The sequence below is a fragment of the Stenotrophomonas sp. TWI273 genome, assembly GCF_039674765.1.
GTDB lineage: Bacteria > Pseudomonadota > Gammaproteobacteria > Xanthomonadales > Xanthomonadaceae > Stenotrophomonas.
Window position 1 is genome coordinate 1 of record NZ_JBDJOA010000021.1, and the last position, 23,350, is coordinate 23,350.

General features: G+C 66.5%; 21 protein-coding genes and 1 rRNA gene. 16 read left to right on the plus strand and 6 right to left on the minus strand.

Annotated elements, in window-relative coordinates; translation table 11 throughout:
- Nucleotides 1–215 precede the first annotated feature (215 nt).
- A 5S ribosomal RNA gene (gene rrf, locus ABE571_RS16970) occupies nucleotides 216–330 on the plus strand.
- Nucleotides 331–936: 606 nt separating this feature from the next.
- On the opposite strand, the gene ABE571_RS16975 is transcribed toward rrf, so the two are convergent.
- Together ABE571_RS16975 and ABE571_RS16980 are read right to left on the minus strand one after the other, a co-directional pair.
- A complete protein-coding gene (locus tag ABE571_RS16975) occupies nucleotides 937–2,667 on the minus strand; it encodes a M28 family metallopeptidase (RefSeq protein WP_346464588.1) in 1,731 nt (576 codons plus the stop codon).
- A 54-nt stretch (nucleotides 2,668–2,721) separates the two neighbouring features.
- Nucleotides 2,722–3,384, minus strand: a complete 663-nt coding sequence (locus tag ABE571_RS16980; protein WP_313212752.1) for a hypothetical protein — start codon at nucleotides 3,382–3,384, stop codon at nucleotides 2,722–2,724.
- On the opposite strand from ABE571_RS16980, the gene ABE571_RS16985 reads away from it, so the two are divergent.
- Nucleotides 3,383–4,807, plus strand: coding sequence for a peptidoglycan DD-metalloendopeptidase family protein (locus ABE571_RS16985; RefSeq protein ID WP_313212751.1), 1,425 nt, complete (start codon nucleotides 3,383–3,385; stop codon nucleotides 4,805–4,807). The genes ABE571_RS16980 and ABE571_RS16985 overlap by 2 nt on opposite strands.
- 126 nt (nucleotides 4,808–4,933) lie before the next feature.
- Nucleotides 4,934–6,505 (plus strand): S41 family peptidase, encoded by a 1,572-nt coding sequence (locus ABE571_RS16990; protein WP_346494243.1) that lies wholly within the window; start codon nucleotides 4,934–4,936, stop codon nucleotides 6,503–6,505.
- Nucleotides 6,506–6,620: 115 nt separating this feature from the next.
- Here the strand turns inward: ABE571_RS16990 and ABE571_RS16995 are convergent, their stop codons facing one another.
- The gene (locus ABE571_RS16995; RefSeq protein ID WP_313212749.1) at nucleotides 6,621–7,313 is read right to left on the minus strand and encodes a rhomboid family intramembrane serine protease; all 693 of its coding nucleotides are present in this window, start codon (nucleotides 7,311–7,313) and stop codon (nucleotides 6,621–6,623) included.
- 226 nt (nucleotides 7,314–7,539) lie between these two features.
- On the opposite strand from ABE571_RS16995, the gene ABE571_RS17000 reads away from it, so the two are divergent.
- Nucleotides 7,540–8,889, plus strand: coding sequence for an outer membrane protein transport protein (locus tag ABE571_RS17000; protein WP_313220131.1), 1,350 nt, complete (start codon nucleotides 7,540–7,542; stop codon nucleotides 8,887–8,889).
- A gap of 83 nt (nucleotides 8,890–8,972) precedes the next feature.
- On the opposite strand, the gene ABE571_RS17005 is transcribed toward ABE571_RS17000, so the two are convergent.
- Nucleotides 8,973–9,932 carry a helix-turn-helix domain-containing protein gene (locus ABE571_RS17005; protein WP_313212747.1) on the minus strand — a complete coding sequence of 320 codons (960 nt, stop codon included), beginning with the start codon at nucleotides 9,930–9,932 and terminating at the stop codon, nucleotides 8,973–8,975.
- A gap of 95 nt (nucleotides 9,933–10,027) precedes the next feature.
- Between ABE571_RS17005 and ABE571_RS17010 the strand changes: the two genes are divergently transcribed.
- Nucleotides 10,028–10,486: a hypothetical protein gene (locus tag ABE571_RS17010; protein ID WP_346494245.1), complete on the plus strand. Its 459-nt coding sequence runs from the start codon at nucleotides 10,028–10,030 to the stop codon at nucleotides 10,484–10,486.
- A gap of 113 nt (nucleotides 10,487–10,599) precedes the next feature.
- On the plus strand, nucleotides 10,600–11,232 hold the full coding sequence (locus ABE571_RS17015; protein ID WP_346494247.1) for a hypothetical protein: 633 nt from the start codon (nucleotides 10,600–10,602) through the stop codon (nucleotides 11,230–11,232).
- A gap of 93 nt (nucleotides 11,233–11,325) precedes the next feature.
- Here the strand turns inward: ABE571_RS17015 and putA are convergent, their stop codons facing one another.
- Nucleotides 11,326–14,550 (minus strand): bifunctional proline dehydrogenase/L-glutamate gamma-semialdehyde dehydrogenase PutA, encoded by a 3,225-nt coding sequence (gene putA / locus ABE571_RS17020; RefSeq protein ID WP_346494249.1) that lies wholly within the window; start codon nucleotides 14,548–14,550, stop codon nucleotides 11,326–11,328.
- A gap of 277 nt (nucleotides 14,551–14,827) precedes the next feature.
- Between putA and ABE571_RS17025 the strand changes: the two genes are divergently transcribed.
- The 6 genes from ABE571_RS17025 (at nucleotide 14,828) to ABE571_RS17050 (ending at nucleotide 19,555) form a co-directional block, all read left to right on the plus strand.
- Complete coding sequence (locus ABE571_RS17025) at nucleotides 14,828–15,304, plus strand: DUF2244 domain-containing protein (RefSeq protein ID WP_070426473.1); 477 nt, start codon at nucleotides 14,828–14,830, stop codon at nucleotides 15,302–15,304.
- An 11-nt stretch (nucleotides 15,305–15,315) separates the two neighbouring features.
- A complete protein-coding gene (coxB, locus tag ABE571_RS17030; RefSeq protein WP_313212741.1) occupies nucleotides 15,316–16,257 on the plus strand; it encodes a cytochrome c oxidase subunit II in 942 nt (313 codons plus the stop codon).
- Nucleotides 16,258–16,321: 64 nt separating this feature from the next.
- Nucleotides 16,322–17,932 carry a cytochrome c oxidase subunit I gene (gene ctaD / locus ABE571_RS17035; protein ID WP_019185997.1) on the plus strand — a complete coding sequence of 537 codons (1,611 nt, stop codon included), beginning with the start codon at nucleotides 16,322–16,324 and terminating at the stop codon, nucleotides 17,930–17,932.
- A gap of 8 nt (nucleotides 17,933–17,940) precedes the next feature.
- Nucleotides 17,941–18,075, plus strand: a complete 135-nt coding sequence (locus tag ABE571_RS17040) for a hypothetical protein (RefSeq protein ID WP_259462181.1) — start codon at nucleotides 17,941–17,943, stop codon at nucleotides 18,073–18,075.
- A complete protein-coding gene (locus tag ABE571_RS17045; RefSeq protein WP_346494251.1) occupies nucleotides 18,072–18,659 on the plus strand; it encodes a cytochrome c oxidase assembly protein in 588 nt (195 codons plus the stop codon). The genes ABE571_RS17040 and ABE571_RS17045 overlap by 4 nt, the downstream gene beginning before the upstream one ends.
- 20 nt (nucleotides 18,660–18,679) lie before the next feature.
- Nucleotides 18,680–19,555, plus strand: coding sequence for a cytochrome c oxidase subunit 3 (locus tag ABE571_RS17050; RefSeq protein WP_152153731.1), 876 nt, complete (start codon nucleotides 18,680–18,682; stop codon nucleotides 19,553–19,555).
- Between the two features lie 40 nt (nucleotides 19,556–19,595).
- Here ABE571_RS17050 and ABE571_RS17055 read toward each other — a convergent pair whose 3' ends face one another.
- Nucleotides 19,596–19,814 carry a twin transmembrane helix small protein gene (locus ABE571_RS17055; RefSeq protein WP_019185993.1) on the minus strand — a complete coding sequence of 73 codons (219 nt, stop codon included), beginning with the start codon at nucleotides 19,812–19,814 and terminating at the stop codon, nucleotides 19,596–19,598.
- Between the two features lie 57 nt (nucleotides 19,815–19,871).
- On the opposite strand from ABE571_RS17055, the gene ABE571_RS17060 reads away from it, so the two are divergent.
- The 4 genes from ABE571_RS17060 to cyoE are packed head-to-tail and all read left to right on the plus strand — an operon-like array spanning nucleotide 19,872 to nucleotide 23,330.
- Entirely contained in the window at nucleotides 19,872–20,606 is a 735-nt protein-coding gene (locus ABE571_RS17060; protein WP_346494253.1) for an SURF1 family protein, read from the plus strand.
- A 27-nt stretch (nucleotides 20,607–20,633) separates the two neighbouring features.
- Entirely contained in the window at nucleotides 20,634–21,209 is a 576-nt protein-coding gene (locus tag ABE571_RS17065; protein WP_121042257.1) for a hypothetical protein, read from the plus strand.
- Between the two features lie 11 nt (nucleotides 21,210–21,220).
- Nucleotides 21,221–22,432: a COX15/CtaA family protein gene (locus ABE571_RS17070; protein ID WP_313220124.1), complete on the plus strand. Its 1,212-nt coding sequence runs from the start codon at nucleotides 21,221–21,223 to the stop codon at nucleotides 22,430–22,432.
- A 4-nt stretch (nucleotides 22,433–22,436) separates the two neighbouring features.
- Nucleotides 22,437–23,330 (plus strand): heme o synthase, encoded by an 894-nt coding sequence (gene cyoE, locus ABE571_RS17075; protein ID WP_313212955.1) that lies wholly within the window; start codon nucleotides 22,437–22,439, stop codon nucleotides 23,328–23,330.
- Nucleotides 23,331–23,350: the final 20 nt, after the last annotated feature.

Sequence of the window (23,350 nt, forward strand, 5' to 3'; positions counted from 1 at the left end):
ATCCCATCCCGAACTCGGAAGTGAAACGCAGCTGCGCCGATGGTAGTGTGGCCTAAGCCATGCGAGAGTAGGTCATCGCCAGGGTTTTTACCCCGAAAACCCCGCTGCTCATGCAGCGGGGTTTTCCTTTATTGCAGGCACCTGGTTTTTGCAGGTATCTGTTTCTCGGAAGAGACCTCTGCTGAGCTGGCGCAACGCGCTGCTCCAACCGTCTCCCTGGTGAAATTAGCGCTGTGGCACCACCCGATCCCATCCCGAACTCGGAAGTGAAACGCAGCTGCGCCGATGGTAGTGTGGCCTAAGCCATGCGAGAGTAGGTCATCGCCAGGGTTTACACCCAAAACCCCGCTGCTCACGCAGCGGGGTTTTTTTTGTCCTTCTCCCCACGGAGGGGAGCGTCTCATTTCACGTGCCACAGCAGATGAGCACGGTCATGCGTATGCGGCCAGTGCGGCGGGTGTCGTTGGGTAGGTTCTGTGTTTTGGGAATGGTGGCGTCTCCGCTTACATCCTCCGCGAGCGTGAGGACCCCGCAGCGCTCGGTAGGCTCCTCGGCAAATGTCCCCCGGCCGACGCCTGCAGGCGACGCCCTCCTCCTTGATTTTGCCCAGGAGCCTACCGGCCGCTACGGGGCTGCGCGTGCGGTACGCGGACTGCTAACCGGAGCTCGCTTTGCGGCGCCAGTGGTCTCCACACGTGGGTCGCGATGCCCTTGTGGGCGAAATCAAGGCGGAGGCCGTCGCCGCAAGGCGGCGGCCGGGGGACATTCGCCGGCAAGGGTATCGCGGCCCACCGCCCGGCCAACCTAGCCGCCGCCGCACTTGGAAAGCTGCCGCGCTTCATGCTCGTCACGCGGAGGGGAAAAGAACCAAAAAAAACGGCGCCCCGAAAGGCGCCGTTTTCATGAAGCAAAGATCACGTCACAGCAACCAACCGCTTAGCGCGCAGACTCCGCGGCCGGCGTCTCAGCGCCCTTGCCCTTCATCATCGCATCGCGAGCCGCCTTGAACGGATTGCCTTCGTACCAGTTCGGCCAACGATCGCCGCCAGCCAGTTCCTTGCCAACCCCATACAGCAGCTGCAGATCCTCAACCGTGCCATCCAGCTTCCAGGTGGCCGGATCGAACTCGTCCTTCGGGCCGTGGTACCGGTGGCTGCCGTAGTCCTCGGCGGCCTTGCGGCCCGCTTCGACACCGCCGTCGCGCAGATCCTCACCCCCGTCTGCATACAGCGCTGGCACCCCCGCCTTGGCGAAGTTGAAGTGATCCGAACGGAAGTAGAAACCGCTCTGCACCGCGGTCTCGCCGTGCAGGGTACGCCCCTGGTTAGCGGCCAACGGCTTGAGGATGTCTTCCAGCTCGGAGCTGCCGAAGCCGGTCACGGTCATGTCCTTGGCACGGCCCGCCACCGACATCGCATCGATGTTGATCACACCGGCGATCTTGTCCAGCGGGAAGGTCGGGTGGCTGACGTAGTACTTCGAGCCCAGCAGGCCGGACTCTTCCAGCGTCACTGCAAGGAACACCACCGAACGCTCCGGTGCCGGCTGCTGGTGCACCATCGCATCGGCGACTTCCAGGATGCCGGCCACGCCGGTCGCGTTGTCGACGGCACCGTTGTAGATGGTGTCGCCCTGCTCACCCTCGTGCTTGCCCAGGTGATCCCAGTGCGCCATGTAGAGCACGGCTTCATCGGCCCGCTTGCTGCCCGGCAGGACGCCGACCACGTTGCGCGACTTCTTCTCGGCGATGGTGCTCTTCAGATCGAAGGACACCTTGGCCTTCAGCGGCACCGGCTTGAAGCCGCGCTTGCTGGCGTCCTTGTAGGCCTTGTCCAGATCCAGGCCGGCCTCGGCGAACAGCTGGCGTGCCGCCTCGGCGCTCAGCCAGCCCTGTGCGGGCAGACGCGCTTCCGGGTCATCCTTGGCCGGCAGGTCGTACTGCGGGCCGGCCCACGAGTTCTTGACCACGTCCCAACCGTACGATGCACCGGCGGTGTCATGCACGATCAGCGCGGCGGCGGCGCCCTTGCGTGCGGCCTCTTCGAACTTGTACGTCCAGCGCCCGTAATAGGTCATGCGCTTGCCGTCGAACAGCTTCTCGTCGTTGACGTGGAAGCCGGGATCGTTGACGAACATCACGACCGTCTTGCCCTTCCAGTCCTGGCCGGCATAGTCGTTCCACTTCTGCTCCGGCGCATCCACGCCGTAGCCGACGAAGACCAGGTCGCTGGCCTCGACCTTCACGTCCGGCTGGCCGCTGCGGGTACCGATCACCATGTCGGTGCCGAACTTCAGCTCGCGGGTCTTGCCGGCCTGGTCCAGCGTCAACACGGTCGACTCATCGGCCGTGGTCTCGGTCATCGCCACGTCCTGGAACCAGCTGTCGCCGTTGCCGGGCTGCAGGCCGATGCGCTGCATCTGGTCGCGGATGTAATTGACGGTCAGCTCTTCGCCCTTGCTGCCCGGCGAGCGGCCTTCGAATTCATCCGAGGCCAGGGTCTTGACCAGCTCGGCGAAGTCGCCGGCGTTGATCTCGGGCGAGAAGGCATGGCCCGGCGCGGTCGGTGCCGCGTCAGTGGCGGGTGCCGCGGTGGGCGCGGCGGATTCGCCCTTGCACGCGGTCAACGCAGCGGCAGCGGCAAGGCACAACAGAAGTTTGCGGGGCATCATCGGTTCCTGGAACGGGAAAGGCGGGTGCGCATGGCACCAGTCACCACCATATCAATCCTGCGGTGCGGTGTCGGTATCGAAGGGCACGGCCACGGCGCCGCTGACCGGGCCGATGCGGGCAGTGCGGTGCACATACAGGGTGACCTCGCGCTCGAACTGCAGCGACCCGTTGACTGCCGCGTTCGGTCCGATGATCACGCGCGGCTTGCGGCCGGGGGTCAGCGACAGGTTGAAGTTCGGCTTCTTGACCTCGATCCCGCCTTCGACCTGCGAACCCACGCCCACGGTGATGTCGCCGTTGACGGTTTCGATGCCGCGCGCCACGCGCGTTTCGACCAGCCCGATGCTGCCGTTGACCGTTTCCAGCCCGCCGTCGATCTGGGTGCCCCGATCCAGGAAGATGCCGCCGTTGACGGTGTCCACGCCGCCACTGGCAACCACTTCGCGCCCGACCCGCACGCTGCCATTGACCGTGGAAATGCCGCCGGTGCGCGCGCGATCCGCCACGCGGATGCCGCCGTTGACGGTTTCGATGCGACCGGTGACCGCACCTTCGGCGACCTTGATGCCGCCGTTGACCGTCTCCAGATTGCCGTAGCTTTGGCCGGCCTCGGCGGAGATGCTGCCGTTGACCTTGCTGATGTTGTCGCTTGCGAAGGCCGGCGCACAGGGCAGCGTCAGGGCCAGCAGCAGCGGAAGCAGGGAGCGTTTCATGGGAACCTCGATGGTGGAGCGCGGCTGGCAGGCCGCCTGCAGGAATGTCACCATGCATCGTTGCAATCCGCATCTGCCTGAAGTCACTGGAAAGCCCTTGCGCCACAACGCCTTTTCCTCACGCCGGGATAACAATCCGACCGACGGACGCGGTCGCACGCAGTGGCTGACCCCGGCGTTGCGTGCGCTGCTGCTGGCCGTGGCCGTTCTCGGCGCCAGCCCGCTGGCTGCGCAATCCTCCAAGGAAGCCGAACGCAAGCTGCAGAAACTGCGCAGCGAGCTCAAGGGCGTGGCCCAGGAGCGGCGGAATCTGGAAGGTCAGCGCGGGCAGGCGTCGCGCCAGCTGCGCGATGCCGATGAGAAGGTCGCCCGCACCGGGCGCGTGCTGGCCCAGACCGAAACCGCACTGCAGCGCGAAACCCGCGCCATGAACGAACTGCAGGCCAAGCGCGATGCGCTGCAGGCCGGCCTGCAGCAGCAGCGCGCGGAACTGGCCTCGCTGCTGCGCGCGGCGTACCGCATCGGCAACAACGCACCGTTGAAGCTGCTGCTGTCGCAGGACCGTGTCGCCGATGCGAACCGCAGCCTGGCCTATCACCGGTATCTGCAGCGCGAGCGCGCGCAGCGTATCCAGTCACTGACGGCTGATCTCACCGAACTGCAGCGCGTGGAGACGGAAATCGTCGAACGACGCAAGGCACTGGAAGGCACCCGCCAGCAGCAGAAACAGCAGGTTGCCACGCTGGCCGACGATCGTCGCGAGCGGGCGGCCACGGTCGCCTCGCTGGACGAGCGGTACAAAGACCGCAGCGAGCGCGAAAAAGCCCTGGGCCAGGATGCCAAGGCATTGGAAACACTGCTCGCGAATCTGCGTGCGGCCGCCGCCCGTGCCGAGGCCGAGCGCCGTGCTGCCGCGCGACGTGCCGCCGCGGAGAAGGCGGCCGCCGAGAAGGCTGATCGCGCCGCTGCTGCGAGCGGCACGCGCCCGCCGCCGCGCGCGACCAAGACGCCCCCTGCGGTTGCCTCCGCGCCCGCGCCCAAGGTGGGCGGTCTGGGCTGGCCGTTGTCGGGCAATCTGCTCGCTCGCTATGGCGGCAAGCTGCCCGATGGCCGCACCAGCAGTGGCGTGCTGATCGGCGCGCCCGCCGGCAGCACCATCACCGCCGTGGCAGATGGCACGGTGGTGTTTTCCGATTGGATGACCGGTTACGGCATGATCCTGATCGTGGATCACGGCAACGGCTACATGAGCCTCTATGCGCACAACGACACGCTGCTGCGTGATGCCGGCGCCACGGTGAAGAAGGGCGAGGCCGTGGCCAAGGTCGGCAATTCTGGTGGCCAGGGCGTGACCGCGCTGTACTTCGAACTGCGCCGCAATGGACAGCCGGTGGACCCGGGCAGCTGGCTGCAGCGGCGATAAACCGCGCCCAACACGGGGGCGCCGCCAGGCACGGGGTTCAACGGGAATTTATCGTCGCTTCGCGCATAATCGGGCGACGCACCCCCGTGCGTGGTCAACCGTCCCCCGCTCATCCTGGAGTGCTTCATGCGCGTAGCCCGTTCCGCCACCTTGCTGCTGGCCCTGTTGCCCGCGGTGTCCTGGGCGCAGCAGACCGCCGAAGCGCCGGCACGCGGGGCCGATGCGGCCACCACGGAAGAAGCGGTGACCTCACGGGTTCCGTTGGAAGAGATCCGCCGCTACGTCGCCGTCTACAACGCGGTGCGCGCCGCCTATGTGGATCCGGTCGACGACAAGAAGCTGATGCAGTCCGCCATCCGTGGCCTGCTGCTGGACCTGGATCCGCACAGCACCTACTTCGACAAGGAAGACGCCGAAGCCTTCGATGAGCAGGCCAACGGCGCCTACGACGGCATCGGCGTGGAGCTGCAGCAGCAGCCCGACAACAGCAGCCTGAAAGTCATTTCGCCGATCGACGATACCCCGGCCGCACGCGCGGGCATTCTTGCCGGCGATCTGATCATCGCCATCGACGGCAAGCCGATCAGCGCGATCGAAGCCACCGAACCGCTGCGCGGCGTGGCCGGGACCAAGGTCGTGCTCACCCTGGTGCGCGAAGGCAAGCCCAAGCCGTTCGATGTCACCGTCACCCGCGAGACCATCCGCGTCACCAGCGTGCGCAGCAAGATGCTGGAGCCTGGTTATGGCTACATCCGCCTGAGCACCTTCCAGGCCGACACCGGTGCCGATTTCCAGAAGCACGTTGCCCAGCTGCAGCAGCAGGCCGGTGGCAAGCTCAAGGGCCTGGTGCTGGATCTGCGCAGCAACCCGGGTGGCCTGCTCACCGCCGCCGTGCAGGTGGCCGACGATCTGCTCGAGAAGGGCAACATCGTCAGCACCCGCGGCCGCATCTCGATCAGCGATGCCCGTTTCGATGCGACCCCGGGCGATCTGCTCAAGGGCGCGCCGGTCGTGGTGCTGGCCGACGCCGGCTCGGCCAGTGCCTCCGAAGTACTGGCCGGCGCGTTGCGCGACAACGGCCGCGCGCGCGTGGTCGGCAGCCGCACCTTCGGCAAGGGCTCGGTGCAGACCGTACTGCCGCTGGACAACGGTGACTCGGTGAAGCTCACCACCGCGCGATATTTCACCCCGAGCGGCAAGTCGATCCAGGCCACGGGCATCATCCCCGACGTGCTGCTGCAGCCGGAGAAGCGCGCCGGCGATGACGACCTGCCGGCCAGCCTGACCGATTACAGCGAAGCCACGTTGCCCGGCCACCTGCGCGGTGACGAAGAAGGCACCGAAGGCTACAAGGCCGGTGACGTGCTGCCGGGCGATGGCCCGATCAATGACGCGCTGGCCGAGTTGAAGCAGCCCGGTTCGGTGCTGGCCCGGCAGAAGGCAGAGGCCGCGAAGAAGCCGGCGGCCAAGCCGGCGGCGGCAGCGGCAGCGGTGGCAAAGCCTGCCGATGCAACGGTCAAGCCGGCAGAAACGAAGCCTGCAGAGACCAAGCCGGCAGAGACCAAGCCGGCAGAGACCAAGCCGGCAGAGACCAAGCCGGCAGAGACCAAGCCGGCCGAACAGCCTGCGGCTGCATCGGCGACGCCCGCACCGGCCAAGCCGGAAGCCCCGGCCTCGACGGCACCGATCAAGCCCTGACCGGTAGTGCCGGCCGCTGGCCGGCTCTGCTCGAATCCAACCCTGCGTGGAGCCGGCCAGCGGCCGGCACTACCCGTTGGCCGATCTGTCGGCCGACCCGCTCCCGGTCATGCCCTCAAAACCCATGCCGCTTGCGCAGCCGCCGCGCGATCGCCGCGCGCACATACACGCCGTAGCCCAGGCCGAACACGAAGCCGGCGATATGCGCCCACCAGGCCACCATCCCGAAGGTCGGGCCGATGTAGGCGAACACCACCTGCAGCGCCGCCCAGACCCCGATCAGCAGATAGGCGGGGGCGCGGACGAATTCCAGGAACAGGCCCAGCGGGATCACCACGCCCAGCCGCGCGCCTGGGAACAGGGCCAGGTAGGCGCCGATCAAGGCCGACACCGCGCCGCTGGCACCGATGATGATCTGGTCCGGGTTGCCCATGGTGTAGATGGCGGTCAGATTCGAGATCGCCCCGCCCACCAGGAACAGCAGCATCAGCCGCCACGGCCCCAGCACGCGCTCGGCCGGCAGCCCGAAGATCAGCAGGAACACCAGGTTGCCCAGCAGGTGCGACCAGTCCGCGTGCAGGAACAGCGCGGTGAACAGCCGCAGCACGCTGCCGTCCTGCAGGGTCGCCCACCAGTCCAGCGGATGGGTCAGGCCGGTCGAGAGGGCGCCCCAGTCCATCCACAGGCTGCGCCGCGCATCGTCCGGCCGGGAGATCGACCAGAGGAAGGCCACCCACAGCGCGGCGAACAGCAGGGGGGTGGCCCAGCGGTAGGCGGCTTTCTTGCGGGAGGGGGTCGACACGAACATGCGGGCACTAGCCTAGCGCGGAGGCTGACCTGACGGGGATATGTCGCGTTCAGCATGAATAGCCACAAGGGCGACTTACGTTATTGTTTCATTAACCGCTCTCGGTATACTCGCATACGGCGTCGTATGTCGGGAGGGGAATCCGGCGCGTTGTCCTGACCCATCAAGGGGAGGGGCGGCGCAGGCGCGCGTTGCCAACATCACCGCTTTCCGGAGAGAACCAACAATGCATACCGCTTCCACTCTTGCCCGCGTCACCGCCCTGGCCGTCGGCATCGCCGGTGTCCTGGCCGTGGGCCACGTCAACGCTGCCGCCTTCCAGTTGAAGGAAAACAGCGCCAAGGGCCTCGGCCGCGCCTTTGCCGGTTCCGGCAGCGCCGCCGGCGACGCCTCGATCATGGCCGTCAACCCGGCCGGCATGCGCCAGCTCGAGGGCATGCAGGTCCAGGGCGACCTGAGCGCCATCAGCTTCTCGGCCAAGTACAAGGGCACCGGCCGCAACGGCGTAGGTCAGCCGCAGACGGGCGGTAACGGCGGCGACGCCGGCATGATCGCCCCGGTTCCGGCCGCGTACTTCCACATGCCGATCGGCGAGCAGGCCCACTTCGGCGTCTCGCTGACCGCCCCGTTCGGCTTCAAGACCGATTATGACAATGGCTGGGTCGGCCGTTACAGCGGTCTGAAGACCGATATGAAGGCCATCGACCTGGGCTTTGCCGCGTCCTACGACGTCAACCCGTACGTGTCCTTCGGCGCGTCCGTGTTCGTCGAGCACCTGACCATCGAGCTGAGCCAGGCTGTCGACTTCGGCGCCCTCTTCGCCGGTCGCGTGCCGGGCTACGCGCCGGGCAGCGCCGATGGCAAGTCGACCGTGAAGGGTGACAACAACGCCGTGGGCTGGACCGTCGGCGGTTTGTTCAGCCCGGACGAGAACACCCACATCGGCATCAGCTACCGCTCCAAGGTCGAGCACAAGATCACCGGCGGCGATGCCAACTTTGATCTGCCCAACGATGGTGGCCGTACGGCGACGATTCTGGCAGCGACCCAGCCGGGCGTGTTCGTCAACACCAGCGGCAAGGCCACGCTGACCCTGCCGGCCTCGGCCACCCTGAGCGTCACCCACAACATCAATGACCGCTGGACCGTCATGGGTGATGTGACCCGCACCGCGTGGTCGACCGCGTTCGACACGGTCACCATCGACTTCGCCTCCAACCAGCCGAACTCGGAGCTGAACTTCGCGTACCGCGACACGACCTTCGTCTCGCTGGGTACCGATTACAAGCTGAGCGACACCGTGACCCTGCGTGGTGGTGTGGCGCTGGACCAGACCCCGACCACCGACGCGCACCGCGACGTCCGCGTGCCGGATACCAGCCGCAAGTGGCTGTCGCTGGGCGTGGGCTGGACCCCGTCGGCGAACACCGAATACAACTTCGGTTACACCCACCTGTTCACCAGCGAGCCGAACATCCTGGTCAAGCCGACCCAGGGCAACCAGGGCAACTCGCTCAACGGCAAGTACAAGGTCCGTGGCGACGTGCTGGCCGCTTCGTTCAACTACAAGTTCTGATCAACGCCTGATCGGTTGAACGCAGCAGCAGAAAACCCCGCGAAAGCGGGGTTTTTTGTTGCCTGCAGAGAATGCGGACCGGATCAGCGCAACTGCCGCGGCGTGGCGTTGAGGCGCTTGCGCATCAGCCGGCGCAGCGCGGTGGGATCGCGGTAGCCCACCCGCTCGGCCACGGTCTCCACCGAGTAGCGGCTGTTCTCGAGCAGGGCGCGCGCCTGGTTCAACTGCACGCTGCGGATCAGGTGCAGCGGCCCTTGCCCGGTCGCCTTGCCCACCTGCCGCGACAGCGTGCGCGTGGACATGCCGGCATGCGCGGCGAGCGCGCCGACGCTGACCGTGGCCGGCAGGGTAGCTTCGATATGCGCGGTGAGCGAGGCGATCAGCGCGTTGCCCTGCGCCATCATCGCCGGGACCATGAACGGCGATTGCAGCTGCCGACGATCCAGCAGCAGTGCCCTCGCCACCGCATCGGGAAGCGCCGGGCCAAAGCGTTGCCGGAGCAGGTACAGCATCAGATCGGTGTGCCCGAGCGCAGCACCGGCTGTGATCAGCGGCGCGTCGTCGATCACCATGCGGTCTGGATCGACCTGGCACTCCGGCGCTTGCCGCTGCAACGCGCCGGCCAGCCACCAGGTGGTGGTCACGCTGCGCCCGGTCAGCAGCCCGGCGTTGTGCAGCAGGAAGACGGAGGCACAGGAGGCCGCGACACGCCCGCCCGCCGCCACGTGCGCGCGCAGCGCCCGCACCACCCCCGGGATGTCGGGCTCACCCAGCCGCTGTGCGATGGCGTCGGGATCCTCCACGCCCAGCCCTGGCACGATCCAGCACGCCTGCGCATCGGCCACGCGTGGCATCGGCGCGGCACGCAGCTGCAGGTGCGTTCCCAGGCGGACAGCGCTGCGCGCCGGGCTGCAGACCTGCCAGCGCGGCACCGGCAGCCCCAGGCGCGGGGCGAGGGTGGCGGCCGTGGTGAGGATGTCCAAGGTAAGCGCGACGCTGGAGGCGAACGCACCCGGCAGGACGATGACAGTGAAATCGTGCATTGGCTGATTGTGCACGAAAGATGTCGGATCGGCCGATGTCGCGCGGTGTGGCGTTCGGCTCCAATGGAGGCCCCTTACGCAACCGGTCGATCCGCATGCCCAACATCACCCTCACCCTTCCCGCCAACGCGTTCGACGCCGCTACCCGGCAACGCCTGCTGCAGGCGGTGCATGACGCCGCCGTCCGCGCCAGCGGCCTGGGTGCCGAACCAGCTCAGCAGCGGCTGTGCTGGGTGATGCTGCAGGAACTCGCGGCCGGCCACTGGCTGTGTGGCGGCCTGGATATCGGCGCACGCGGCATTCCCTGCCAGGTCGAGGTGCGGATTCCGCAGGGCGTGCTGGATGTGCAGCAACGCGCCGACTACGCGCTGCACTTGCACGACGCCATCGCCGATTGCGTGGCACCGGGCGATCCGCGCGTGCTGCTGAGTTCGATCGTGATGACCGATATCGCCGATGGCCACTGGGCGGCCAACGGCCGACTGTGGCACTTGAACGACTTCGTGCAGGCGGCCGGTTACGCGCATCTGCAATCGCAGGTCGCATCGACATGATCACGCGCGCCGCGCGGCCGGAACGATGAACACTGGAATGACATCCAGCACGACGTACAATCCCCGCCCGGACTGCGCCCTGCCGTCCCGTGCTTACTGACAAGGATCTGTATATGTCGTCTCTGCTGCTGCGCTCCACGCTCGCCATTGGTCTGGCCGGTCTCTCGCTGCCTGCCATTGCCGCGCCGGAGTTCGCTGCCTGTTTCACGTTGACCCCGGGCCTGTCCTGGTCCAACGCCGATGAAACGCTGACCATCCAAAAAGTCACCTTCGCTGGCCAGACTGCCCTCAAGGTGCACAGTGCCGGTGGTGGCATCGGGATGGCCACGTTCCATGACATCAGCGGCCGCCAGCTGCTGGGCCAGGAGCGTTACAGCATGTCCAGCGACGGCCCCACGCGGACCGACACCTTCAAGCCGGCGCCGACGTTCCCGCAGAGCGCCAAGCCGGGCGATCGTTTCGAGCTCACCGGCGCGGGCGAGCGCACCAACCATGTCGACGAAACCGTCGAGCCGATCGACTACGACGGTTTTTCCGATTACACCTTCGTCGGTTTCGAGAACATTGAAGCGGATGTCGACAGCCAGCCGCGCACGTTCAAGGACACCTGCCACGTCACCGCGACCTTCGAAGACGGCCGTATCGAGGCGTGGTACGCCGCCGGTTTCGGCCGCATCAAGTTCGAGCGTTACATGGGTAACGAGCTGCTGATGCAGGACCAGATCGAGTCCATCGAAAGCCCGTGATCCGGGCCGCTGGCCGGCAACGCCAAGCGCGTGCCGGGCCCCACAAAAACCCCGCTTTCGCGGGGTTTTTCGTTTGCTGCATGACGCCGGAGATCAGTCGCCCAGGGTCAGCAGCGAGGCATTGCCACCGGCCGCCGTGGTATTCACGGTGACGGTCTTTTCGGTGGCGAAGCGCAGCAGGTAGTGCGGGCCGCCGGCCTTGGGGCCGGTGCCGGACAGGCCCTGGCCGCCGAACGGCTGCACGCCGACCACCGCGCCGATCTGGTTGCGGTTGACGTACACGTTGCCGACGTTGATGCGCGAGGAAATGCGGTCGACGGTTTCATCGATGCGCGAATGCACGCCCAGGGTGAGGCCGTAGCCAGTGGCGTTGATCTGGTCGATCACCGCATCGAGCTGGTCGCCCTTCCAGCGGATCACGTGCAGCACCGGCCCGAAGATTTCCTTGTGCAGCTGGTCCAGGGTCTTCAGTTCGTACGCACGCGGCGCGAAGAAGGTACCGTGCGCGGCTTCGTCGCTGAGCGTGGCAGCGGCGATCAGGCGCGCCTCCTTCTCCATGCGCACGGCGTGGTCCTTGAGGATCTGCAGCGCGTCGGCATCGATCACCGGGCCGACATCGGTCGACAGCAGCCCCGGGTCACCGACCTTCAGTTCGGCCATCGCGCCGGACAGCATGGTCATCACCTTGTCGGCGATGTCGTCCTGCACGAACAGCACGCGCGCGGCCGAGCAGCGCTGGCCGGCCGAGGTGAAGGCCGAACCGATCGCATCCTTGACCAGCTGTTCCGGCAGCGCCGAGGAGTCGGCGATGAAGGCGTTCTGGCCGCCGGTTTCGGCGATCAGCACACCGATGGCGGCGTCGCGGGCGGCCATCGCGCGGTTGATCGCACGGGCGGTGTCGGTGGAGCCGGTGAAGGCCACGCCGGCCACGCGCGGGTCGGCGGTCAATGCGGCACCGACGGTCGCGCCGTCGCCCGGCAGGAACTGCAGCACGCCTTCGGGCACGCCGGCGTCGAGCAGCAGCTTCACCGCGTAGTAGCCGATCAGGTTGGTCTGCTCGGCCGGCTTGGCGATCACGCTGTTGCCGGCGGCGAGCGCGGCGCTGACCTGGCCCAGGAAGATCGCCAGCGGGAAGTTCCACGGGCTGATGCAGACGAACACACCGCGGCCATGCAGCTGCAGTTCGTTGGATTCACCGGTCGGGCTGGGCAGCTTTTCGGCGTGGCCGAACTGCTCGCGCGCCTGCTTGGCGTAGTAGCGCAGGAAGTCGACTGCTTCGCGCACTTCGGCGATGCCGTCGGGCAGGCTCTTGCCGGCTTCCTTGACACACAGCGCCATGAACTCGGGCATGCGCGCTTCCAGCTGGTCGGCGGCGTGTTCCAGGATCGCGGCGCGGCTGGCGGCCGGGGTGCGGTTCCAGGCCGGCTGCGCGGCGACGGCATTGGCCAGCGCCTTCTCGACGGTGGCGCTGTCGGCCGGTTGCCACTGGCCCACTACCTGGCGCGTGTCGGCCGGGTTGGCCACGTTCAACAGTGCGCCGGTCGGGTTGGCACCCGGCACCAGCGGCGCGGCGTGCCACGGCTTCACGGCGGCGTTGAGCTGCTCGGCCAGGGCGCGCAGATCGTTGTCGTTGGCGAGATTGACGCCCATGGAGTTCTTCCTGTCATGGTTCTGGCTGCGCAGCAGATCGACCGGCAGCGGGATTTTCGGATGCGGGATGGACGCGAACGAGGAGACCACTTCGACCGGATCGCGGATCAGGTCGTCGATGGCCACGTTCTCGTCGGTGATGCGGTTGACGAAGCTGGAATTGGCGCCGTTCTCGAGCAGGCGACGCACCAGGTACGGCAGCAGGTCTTCGTGCGAACCGACCGGCGCATACACGCGGCACGGCACGTTCAGACGGTCGGCCGGCACCACTTCGGCATACAGGTCATCGCCCATGCCGTGCAGCTTCTGGTGCTCGTACTGGCCGCCCCTGGCGATCGCCTGCACCGCCGCGATGGTGTGCGCGTTGTGGGTGGCGAACATCGGGTAGATCGCATCGCTGTGCGTGAACAGACGCTTGGCGCAGGCCAGGTAGGAGACGTCGGTGTTCTGCTTGCGGGTGAACACCGGGTAGGCCAGCAGGCCGTCGATCTGCGCGCGCTTGATCTCCGCATCCCAGTACGCGCCCTTGACCAGGCGCACCTGCAGGCGGCGACCGATGCGACGGGCCAGGTCGGCCAGGTAGTCGATCGTGTACGGGGTGCGCTTCTGGTAGGACTGCACGACCACACCGAAGCCTTCCCAGCCGGCCAGCGAGGCATCGCTGACCACGGTTTCAATGATGTCCAGCGACAGTTCCAGGCGGTCGGTTTCTTCGGCGTCGACGGTGCAGCCGATGCCGTACGACTTGGCCAGCTGCGCCAGTTCCAGCACGCCCGGCACCAGGTCGGCCATGACGCGTGCGCGCTTGGCGTGCTCGTAGCGCGGGTACAGCGCGGAGAGCTTGATCGAGATGCCCGGTGCCGAATTGACGTCGCCATCGGGACGGCCGCCGCGGGCCTTGTGGTCGCCGCCGATCGAGTGGATCGCGCGACGGTAGTCTTCCAGGTAACGCTTGGCGTCCTTCATGGTCAGCGCACCTTCGCCGAGCATGTCGAACGAATAGCGGTAGCTGGCGTTGTCGCCCTTGTGCGAGCGCGACAGCGCTTCGTCGATGGTGCGGCCCATGACGAACTGGTGGCCCATGATCTTCATCGCCTGGCGCACGGCCAGGCGGATCACCGGCTCACCCACGCGGCCGATCAGGCGCTTGAACGCGCCCGGCACATCGGCGCGGGTGGCATCGTTGATCTGGACCAGGCGGCCGGTCAGCATCAGGCCCCAGGTGGAGGCGTTGACCAGCACCGAGTCGCTGCCGCCCATGTGCTTCTTCCAGTCGGCATCGCCGAGCTTGTCGCGGATCAGCTTGTCGGCGGTCTCCTGGTCCGGAATGCGCAGCAGTGCTTCGGCCACGCACATCAGCAGCACGCCTTCTTCGCTGCCCAGATCGTACTGGCGCATGAAGGCTTCGATCGCGCCCTGGTCCTGGGCACGCACGCGCACGCGCTTGACCAGGTCGGCAGCAGTGGCCTGCACCTTGGCCTGCTCGGCGGCCGGCAGGCGTGCCTGCTCGAGCAGCTCGCGCACATGGGTGGCCTCGTCCTTCAGCCAGGCATCGGTGATCGCCTGGCGGAACGCGTTGGGGACGGCCGGCAGCTCGGGGGACAGCAGCGGCGGGCGGGCGGCGCCGGACGATGCCGGGGCAGGGGGAAGGACAGAGGATGCAGTCATGCCGGTCGGCTCGTGGAGAACTTGACCATTTTAATCGTTTTCTGGGGGAGTCAAGGGCTTTTCGTGGTCGCGCCCATGTGGCGCATCGCCTTTCATACAGGGGGATTCGGCGGATTCGACCCGCCCGCCATTTATTGTGCTGTTTTCGTCAAAACGGCCGCCGCAGGCAATGCTGTATTGCAACATTCCTGAAACTGTGAATGGACCCTTGCTACTCGCTGGAGAGCGGGGCTACCATCGAGACGTTTCCCGCGGCAGGAAAAAACGCGGTTGCGACATGATCGAGGTGCTCATCGCTCCGGACGGATCAGGGACGCAACTGCGGCTGCGCCCCCCACGGGCGCTCGATGCCCGGCAGTTCGTCCTGTTGTTTGCGGTGTTGGCGGGGGTGATGTGGCTGGCGGCTGGCCTGGGCTGGTTCACCGGCAATGTATTCGCCCCCGTGTTTGCTCTGCTGTACAGCGTGTTGCTGGCAGTGGCGCTGCGCACGGTGTGGCGCAGTGGAGAACGGCAGGAAGAGATCCGGGTAGTGCCGGCGTGTGTGGAAGTGATTCCCGCACCCGGGCATTCGCCGGTGTTCAGCGCCCACCCGCACTGGGTGAGGCTGATCGCCGACGAGCGCAGAGTCCGGCTGGCATCCAGCGGTCGGCAGGTGGACGTGGGGAGTTTCCTCGCACCGGCCGAACGCCAGGTACTGGCTCAGAAACTAGAAGGCTTGCTCGCGGCCAATGACGGCCGCAACCGACGACGCTAAGGGTCTAGGCAATGAAGCAATGCAGAAAGTGGGGCAGGACGTTCGGGAAGTCAGTGTTGAGCGGGGTCGCGCTGCTGGCGCCGGCCATGGCGTGGGCCCAGGCGGCCGACCCCAAACCGTGGCAATTGAACATGGGCAAGGGCGTGACCCAGAGCTCGCGGTTGGCGTGGGAGTCCAACCTGTTCTCGCTGTGGGTCTGTACCGTGATCGGGGTGCTGGTGTTCGGCGCGCTGTTCTACGCGATCTTCAAATTCCGCAAATCCAAGGGCGCGGTGGCCGCCACCTTCAGCCACAACACCAAGGCCGAGGTCATCTGGACGGTGATCCCGGTGATCATCCTGGTGGTGATGGCCTGGCCGGCCACGGCCAATCTGATCAAGTTCTACGACACCCGCGATTCGGAAATGACCGTCAAGGTCACCGGGTATCAGTGGATGTGGAAGTACGAATACCTCGGTGAGAACGTCAGCTTCACCAGCCGCCTGGACCGTGAGTCCGACCGGGTCCGCCAGAGTGGCGTGGTGCCGACCCGGGACAGCCATCCGCATTACCTGCTGGATGTCGACAACCGCCTGGTGCTGCCGGTCGATACCAAGGTGCGCTTCGTGATCACCTCCGACGACGTCATCCACGCATGGTGGGTGCCGGCGCTGGGCTGGAAGCAGGATGCGATTCCCGGCTTCATCAACGAAGCCTGGACCAACATCGAACAGGTCGGCGTGTACCGCGGCCAGTGCGCCGAGCTGTGTGGCAAGGATCACGGTTTCATGCCGATCGTGGTCGAGGCGGTCTCCAAGGAGGATTACCAGACATGGCTGGCCTCCAAGAAGCCTGCGCCGGCCCCTGCGCCGGAGGCCGCTCCGGCGCCCGCGCCGGCTGCCCCGGCCGAGGCCACCCCGGCACCGGCACCGGCCAGCGAGCCTGCCGCGGCAGCAACAGACAGCAACGCCTGAAATCGAGCCGCGTCCGCCAGCCGGCGGATGCGGGTACCACCGGATACAGTGAGGTGTAGTTGCGATGGCGCATTCCGCAGTTGACCACGACGGGCATCACGGGCATCAGCAGGGGTTCTTCGAGCGTTGGTTCTTCTCGACCAACCACAAGGACATCGGCACGCTCTACCTGCTTTTCAGCTTCATCATGTTCATCATCGGTGCGGCGATGAGCGTGATCATCCGCGCTGAGCTGGCGCAACCGGGCCTGCAGTTCGTCAAGCCCGAGTTCTTCAACCAGATGACCACCGTGCATGCGCTGGTGATGATCTTCGGTGGCGTGATGCCGGCCTTCGTCGGCCTGGCCAACTGGATGATCCCGCTGCAGATCGGCGCGCCGGACATGGCGCTGCCGCGCATGAACAACTGGTCGTTCTGGCTGCTGCCGGTGGCCTTCAGCCTGCTGCTGCTGACCCTGTTCCTGCCCGGCGGTGCACCGGCCGGTGGCTGGACGCTGTACCCGCCGCTGTCGCTGCAGGGTGGCTACAACGTGGCCTTCAGCGTGTTCGCCATCCACGTGGCCGGCATCAGCTCGATCATGGGCGCGATCAACATCATCGCCACCGTGCTCAACATGCGTGCGCCCGGCATCGATCTGCTGAAGATGCCGATCTTCTGCTGGGCCTGGCTGATCACCGCCTTCCTGCTGATCGCGGTGATGCCGGTGCTGGCCGGTGCGGTGACGATGCTGCTCACCGACAAGTTCTTCGGCACCAGCTTCTTCAACGCCGCAGGTGGCGGTGACCCGGTGATGTACCAGCACATCTTCTGGTTCTTCGGGCACCCGGAGGTCTACATCATGATCCTGCCGGCGTTCGGCGTGGTCAGCGAGATCATCCCCACCTTCAGCCGCAAGCCGCTGTTCGGTTACCAGGCCATGGTCTACGCGATCGCCGCGATCGCCTTCCTGTCCTTCATCGTCTGGGCCCACCACATGTTCACCGTGGGCATGCCGCTGGGCGGCGAGATCTACTTCATGTTCGCCACGATGCTCATCTCCATCCCGACCGGGGTGAAGGTGTTCAACTGGGTCAGCACCATGTGGCGCGGCTCGCTCACCTTTGAAGCGCCGATGCTGTGGGCGGTGGCCTTCGTGATCCTGTTCACCATCGGCGGGTTCTCCGGCCTGATGCTGGCGATCGTGGTGGCCGATTTCCAATACCACGACACTTACTTCGTGGTCGCCCATTTCCACTACGTACTGGTCACCGGTGCGGTGTTCGGGTTGATCGCCGCGGTGTATTACTGGTGGCCGAAATGGACCGGCCGCATGTACAGCGAGACCTGGGCCAAGGTGCACTTCTGGTGGTCGATCGTGTTCGTGAACCTGCTGTTCTTCCCGCAGCACTTCCTCGGCCTGGCCGGCATGCCGCGACGCATCCCGGATTACAGCGTGGCCTTCGCGGACTGGAACCTGATCAGCTCGATCGGCGCGTTCGGCATGTTCGTCACGCCCTTCATGATGGCCGCGATCCTGTGGCACTCGCTGCGTCACGGCGCGAAGGCCGCCGACCGCTGCTGGGAAGGCGCACGGGGCCTGGAGTGGACGATTCCCTCGCCCGCACCGGCGCATACCTTCACCACGCCGCCGACCATCCGTCCGGGTGATCTGGCCCATGACGACATCACCCATTGAGGCCGCTCATGACCAGCACAACCCGCACGCCGGATGAGCAGGCCCTGCAACGTCGCCGCGCGCATCGCACCGCGTGGGCGGTCGGGATCGTCGCGCTGATGGTCTATGGCGGCTTCATCCTCAGCGGGGTGATCGGGCGATGAGCGATCCGCTCCCGGCACCCGCGCGTCATGCGGGCCTGCCCCGCCTGATCGGGGTGGCGCTGGCGGTGTTCGTGCTGACCTTCTCGCTGGTGCCGCTGTACCGCATCGCCTGCGAGAAGGTGTTCGGTGTGCGCCTGGAGCGTGGCCCCGGCGCGGCGGCAGGCACTGCAGCCGCCACCGGCAAGCGCACGGTGCGGGTGGAGTTCGATGGCGGCGTGAATTCCAAGTTGCCGTGGGCGTTCCATCCCGAACAGCTGACGATGGACGTGGTGCCCGGCGAGCTCAACGAGGCGCTCTATTACGCGCGTAACGACAGCGATCGCGCGCTGGTCGGCAGCGCCGTGCCGTCGGTGGCACCGGCCAAGGCATCGGGCTACTTCAGCAAGACCGAATGCTTCTGCTTCACCGCGCAGACCCTGCAGGCCGGCGAGAAACGCGACATGCCGGTGCGCTTCATCGTCGATCCCGACCTGCCGGCCAACATCACCACGATCACCCTGTCCTACACCTTCTACAAGAACGAAGCCTTGTCCGCGCAGCTGGCTCCGGCCAGCCTGCCGACCGGCGCGCGTGCAGCTCCCTGATCCGGACCGGACCCAAGACCATGGCCCAGCAAAGCCCCGATGCGAACGTGTACTTCGTGCCCACGCACAGCAAATGGCCGTTCATCGGTTCCATTGCGATGATGGTGACCATGGTCGGCGTGGCCAGCTGGCTCAACGATTCCGGCTGGGGCAAGTGGACCTTCTACGCCGGCATCGCGATGCTGGTGCTGACCCTGTTCTGGTGGTTCAGCGACGTGGTGCGCGAATCGCAGGCCGGCAGCTACAACCGCCAGGTGGATGGCTCGTTCCGGATGGGGATGGTGTGGTTCATCTTCTCCGAAGTGATGTTCTTCGGCGCGTTCTTCGGGGCGCTGTTCTACACCCGCAACCTGGGCCTGCCGTGGCTGGGCGGCGCGGGCGACGGCGTGATGACCAATGAGCTGCTGTGGGACGGCTATTCGGCGGCGTGGCCGACCAATGGCCCGGGTGCGATCGGCGGCCATTTCCAGACCATCCCGGCCTGGGGCCTGCCGCTGATCAATACGCTGATCCTGCTCACCTCCGGCGTCACCCTCACCATCGCGCACCACGCGCTCAAGGCCGGTCACCGCCGCCAACTCCTGGTCTGGCTGGGCATCACCGTGCTGCTCGGCGTGGGCTTCCTCACCCTGCAGGCGGAGGAGTACATCCACGCCTACAAGGAACTCAACCTCACCCTGGGTTCGGGCATCTACGGCTCGACCTTCTTCATGCTCACTGGTTTCCACGGCGTGCATGTGCTGCTGGGCACGGTCATGTTGGCGGTGATGTGGCTGCGCTCGTCGAAGGGGCATTTCACCCGCGACAACCACTTCGGTTTCGAAGCGGCCGCGTGGTACTGGCACTTCGTCGACGTGGTGTGGCTGATGCTGTTCCTGTTCGTGTACGTGCTGTAGCGTCGGTGCGACCTCCTGCCGCATCGACGCCGGTGCGGCCTCAGCCGCCGATGCCGTGGGGCTTGATCCAACCGCTGTAGATGCCGATGACCACCAGCACGATCAGCGCCACCGATACCGCGATGCGGCGGGTGAGGGCATTGACGGTGCGCTTGGTCTGGCCGCGATCGACCAGCAGGTAATACAGCCCGGCGCCCAGATTCCAGACGATGACGATCAGAAACGCGATTACCAGCAGGGTCTTCAACGAATCATTCATGCGCGGCTCGATGGCGTGGCGGGTGCGCCTATATCACCGCGTTTTGCCGGCGTTGTCATGATGCGCAAGCACACACGCCTGATCGGCTGGATTGCCGCGGTGCTGGTCATCCTCGCGTTCTGCCAGCTGGGCCGCTGGCAACTGCAGCGCATGCACGACAAAGAGGCGTTGCTGGCCCAGCAGGTGCCCGCCCGCGCGCAGTCGCTCACGCTGCGCCAGGCCCAGGCCGCCCCGCCGCTGCTGCGCTGGGTGGACGACCACGGCCGCGTCCTGCCGGGCACGATCCTGCTCGACAACCAGACCCGCGAAGGCCGCGCCGGCCTCAAGGTGTATCAGCCGTTCCAGAGTGATGACGGCGCACGCGTGCTGGTCGATCTGGGCTGGCTGCCGATGCCGCCGGATCGTGTCATCCCACCGATCACACCGCTTACCGGCCATACGGCCATCCGCGGCCTGCTGGCGCCGTCACCGGCCACCGGCCTGGCCCTGGGGCCGGCGCTGTCGCCCGCGCCACAGCCGCACGTGTGGCTGGCCAGCCGGATGCCACCTGACGACATGGCGCGCGCGCTGTCGCTGCCGCCGGGCAGCCTTGGCGCGCGCGTGCTGCGGTTGGATCCGGCGCTGCCAGGCGGCTACGCGCGCGATCTGGAGCTGCTCCCCAATACCCTGCCGCCCAGTCGCCATCTGGGCTACGCCGTGCAATGGTTCGGACTGGCGTTGACCGTGCTGGTGGTCGCGCTGGTCCTGGAATTCCGTCGCCATCGCCGCCGGCGTGGCACTCCCCGGCGCTGACCGGCTCAACATGAGAAAATGCCGCCCATGAATGCCACTTCCCCGGCCCGGCTGCCGTCCCGTTCACGCGGCCGCTGGACCCTGATCGCGTTGTTCGGCGTGTTCTTCGGCGCCATGGCGCTGGCGGGCGTGCTGCGCTTCTCCGGCTGGCAGCCGACCTCGCACCGCAATACCGGGGAGTTGCTGCAGCCGCCGGCCGATCTGCGCGCGCTGCCGCCCACCTTGGCCGACGGTCAGCCATACCCGTGGAACCCCAACGATCGCACCTGGCGGATCCTGGTGGCCCCGTCTGCCAGCTGTACCAGCGAGTGCGTCACTTTGTCGCAGGGATTGGGCAAGGTGTGGCAGCTGTTCGGCCATAACGCCGATAATGTCGAGATCCTGTGGCTGGGCACGCCGCCGGCCGAGGTCCAGGGCATGCCCGCACTGCGCGCGCTGCGCGCCCAACCGGACCTGCGTGCTGCGTTGCCCGCCGTGGATGACGCCGCCGGCACGCCTGTGTATGTGATCGATCCCAATGGATTCGTGATCATGCGGTACGCGCCGGGATTCGATATGGCCGGTCTGCGCAAAGACCTGGCCACGCTGCTGAAACTGAAGTGAGTTCCGTTTAGATGAGCCTCTCCGCACGCCCGGTGCTGCACCGCAATTTCCACCGTCTGGCGTGGTTTGCGCTGATCATGACCGCCAGTACGATCATGTTCGGTTCGTTCGTGCGTCTGTCCGATGCGGGCCTGAGCTGCCCGGACTGGCCGACCTGCTATGGCCGTGTCACCTGGCCGCAGCACGCCGAGGAAGTGATCGGCCACGAGGCCGCCAAGATCCGCCCGCTGGAAACGCACAAGGCGTGGCGCGAGCAGGTGCACCGTTTCCTGGCCGGTGCACTCGGCATCGAGATACTCACCCTGGCGCTGCTGGCCACGCGCCGCCGTCGCTGGGGCAGCACCGCGGTGATCACCGCCTGTGTGCTGGTGGCGACCGGCATACCGCTGTACATGATGGGGATGCACGTCCCCGCGAGCATCATCGCCTTGATCGGCGAGGCGATCCTGCTGATCGCCGCACTGCGCTGGACCAACATCGACCTGGCCCGCGCCGCATTGCTGACGCTGGCGGTGGTGATCTTCCAGGCGCTGCTCGGCATGTGGACGGTCACCTGGCTGCTCAAGCCGATCGTGGTGATGGGCCATCTGCTCGGCGGCATGCTGATGTTCGGCCTGCTGGTGTGGATGGCGTGGCGTGCCACGCACATGCCGATCACCCTGGCCGAAGCGCCCAAGCTGAAGTGGCTGATCCGCGCCGGCGTGGCCGTGCTGGTCGCACAGATCGCCCTCGGCGGCTGGGTCAGCGCCAACTACGCCGCACTCGCCTGCGGTGGCGGCAGCGCCTCGCTGGACAACTTCCCGCGCTGCGTCAGCCAGTGGTGGCCGACGCATGACTTCAAGGAAGGCTTCACCCTGTGGCGCGGCATCGGCGTGGATTACGAAGGCGGGGTGCTCGATGGCGCTTCGCGCATTGCCATCCAGATGGCGCACCGCATGATGGCGATCGTGGTCGCCGTGTACCTGCTGTGGCTGTCGGTGCGCCTGTTCCGACTGCCGAGCATGCGCGGCTGGGCGAGCGCCCTGGGTCTGCTGGTGGTGCTGCAGATCACCCTGGGCATCCTCAACGTGAAGCTGGCGGTGCCGCTGGAAGTGGCCGTCGCGCACAGCGGGGGCGCCGTGGCGCTGCTGTTCGTGCTGGTGACGTTGCTGGCGCGCCTGCGCGCGCCGGATGCCGAGGGCGGCAAGGCCAGCGCGGCCTCCCCTGCCGTGCAGGCGGGCTGACGGCATGGCCAGTTACCGTCAGTACTGGGATCTGACCAAGCCCAAGGTCGTCGCGCTGATCGTGTTCACCGCGCTCGTCGGCATGTTCCTGGCCATCCCCGGGGTGCCGACCGCGCAGCAGGCGCTGGACGGCGCACTCGGCTTCCTCGGCATCTGGCTGGCCGCCTCGGCTGCTGCGGCGATCAACCAGCTGCTGGATGCGCGCATCGATGCACAGATGGCGCGCACCTCGTGGCGCCCGCTGGTGGTGGGCAAGGTCAAGCCATGGCAGGTACTGGTCTTCGCCGGCCTGCTGATCGCGCTGTCGATGACGATCCTGGTGGTCTGGGTCAACGTGATCACTGCCGTGCTGACCTTCGCCTCGCTGATCGGGTACGCGGTGATCTACACCGTGTACCTCAAGCGCGCGACCTCGCAGAACATCGTCATCGGCGGCCTCGCCGGCGCCACCCCGCCGATGCTCGGCTGGGCGGCGATCACCGGCATGCAGGGCCCATGGGACTGGGCCTACGCGTCGCTGCTGGTGCTGATCATCTTCATCTGGACCCCGCCGCACTTCTGGGCGTTGGCGATCTTCCGCCGCGAGGATTACGCCAAGGCGGAAATCCCGATGCTGCCGGTGACCCATGGTGTGGCGTACACCCGCAAGTCGATCATGGTCTATTCGATCGCCCTGGCCATCGTCAGCATCCTGCCCGTCGTGTTCGGCATGAGCGGCATGTTCTACCTCGGCGGTGCGATCGTGCTCAACGCGGTCTTCCTCTGGTATGCGTGGCGCATGCTGAATCCGCCGGACGAACTGTTCTCGATGAAGATGTTCGGCTATTCCATCGTCTACCTGATGGCGCTGTTCGCCTTCCTGATGGTGGATCACTGGATGCTGCCCTGGTTGGCATAGCTGCCTTGAATCGGTGATTC

Bases quoted from the DNA above. Each gene is read 5' to 3' on its own strand.
- ABE571_RS17070 (WP_313220124.1), top strand. From the start codon at position 21,221: ATGAGCCTCTCCGCACGCCCGGTGCTGCACCGCAATTTCCACCGTCTG.
- ABE571_RS16985 (WP_313212751.1), top strand. From the start codon at position 3,383: ATGGGAACCTCGATGGTGGAGCGCGGCTGGCAGGCCGCCTGCAGGAAT.
- putA (WP_346494249.1), bottom strand. From the start codon at position 14,550: ATGACTGCATCCTCTGTCCTTCCCCCTGCCCCGGCATCGTCCGGCGCC.
- ABE571_RS17015 (WP_346494247.1), top strand. From the start codon at position 10,600: ATGTCGTCTCTGCTGCTGCGCTCCACGCTCGCCATTGGTCTGGCCGGT.
- ABE571_RS16980 (WP_313212752.1), bottom strand. From the start codon at position 3,384: ATGAAACGCTCCCTGCTTCCGCTGCTGCTGGCCCTGACGCTGCCCTGT.
- ABE571_RS17050 (WP_152153731.1), top strand. From the start codon at position 18,680: ATGGCCCAGCAAAGCCCCGATGCGAACGTGTACTTCGTGCCCACGCAC.
- ABE571_RS17045 (WP_346494251.1), top strand. From the start codon at position 18,072: ATGAGCGATCCGCTCCCGGCACCCGCGCGTCATGCGGGCCTGCCCCGC.
- ABE571_RS17010 (WP_346494245.1), top strand. From the start codon at position 10,028: ATGCCCAACATCACCCTCACCCTTCCCGCCAACGCGTTCGACGCCGCT.
- cyoE (WP_313212955.1), top strand. From the start codon at position 22,437: ATGGCCAGTTACCGTCAGTACTGGGATCTGACCAAGCCCAAGGTCGTC.
- ABE571_RS17005 (WP_313212747.1), bottom strand. From the start codon at position 9,932: ATGCACGATTTCACTGTCATCGTCCTGCCGGGTGCGTTCGCCTCCAGC.
- ABE571_RS17060 (WP_346494253.1), top strand. From the start codon at position 19,872: ATGATGCGCAAGCACACACGCCTGATCGGCTGGATTGCCGCGGTGCTG.
- coxB (WP_313212741.1), top strand. From the start codon at position 15,316: ATGAAGCAATGCAGAAAGTGGGGCAGGACGTTCGGGAAGTCAGTGTTG.
- ABE571_RS17040 (WP_259462181.1), top strand. From the start codon at position 17,941: ATGACCAGCACAACCCGCACGCCGGATGAGCAGGCCCTGCAACGTCGC.
- ABE571_RS16990 (WP_346494243.1), top strand. From the start codon at position 4,934: ATGCGCGTAGCCCGTTCCGCCACCTTGCTGCTGGCCCTGTTGCCCGCG.
- ABE571_RS17025 (WP_070426473.1), top strand. From the start codon at position 14,828: ATGATCGAGGTGCTCATCGCTCCGGACGGATCAGGGACGCAACTGCGG.
- ABE571_RS16995 (WP_313212749.1), bottom strand. From the start codon at position 7,313: ATGTTCGTGTCGACCCCCTCCCGCAAGAAAGCCGCCTACCGCTGGGCC.
- ABE571_RS17055 (WP_019185993.1), bottom strand. From the start codon at position 19,814: ATGAATGATTCGTTGAAGACCCTGCTGGTAATCGCGTTTCTGATCGTC.
- ABE571_RS17065 (WP_121042257.1), top strand. From the start codon at position 20,634: ATGAATGCCACTTCCCCGGCCCGGCTGCCGTCCCGTTCACGCGGCCGC.
- ABE571_RS17000 (WP_313220131.1), top strand. From the start codon at position 7,540: ATGCATACCGCTTCCACTCTTGCCCGCGTCACCGCCCTGGCCGTCGGC.
- ctaD (WP_019185997.1), top strand. From the start codon at position 16,322: ATGGCGCATTCCGCAGTTGACCACGACGGGCATCACGGGCATCAGCAG.
- ABE571_RS16975 (WP_346464588.1), bottom strand. From the start codon at position 2,667: ATGCCCCGCAAACTTCTGTTGTGCCTTGCCGCTGCCGCTGCGTTGACC.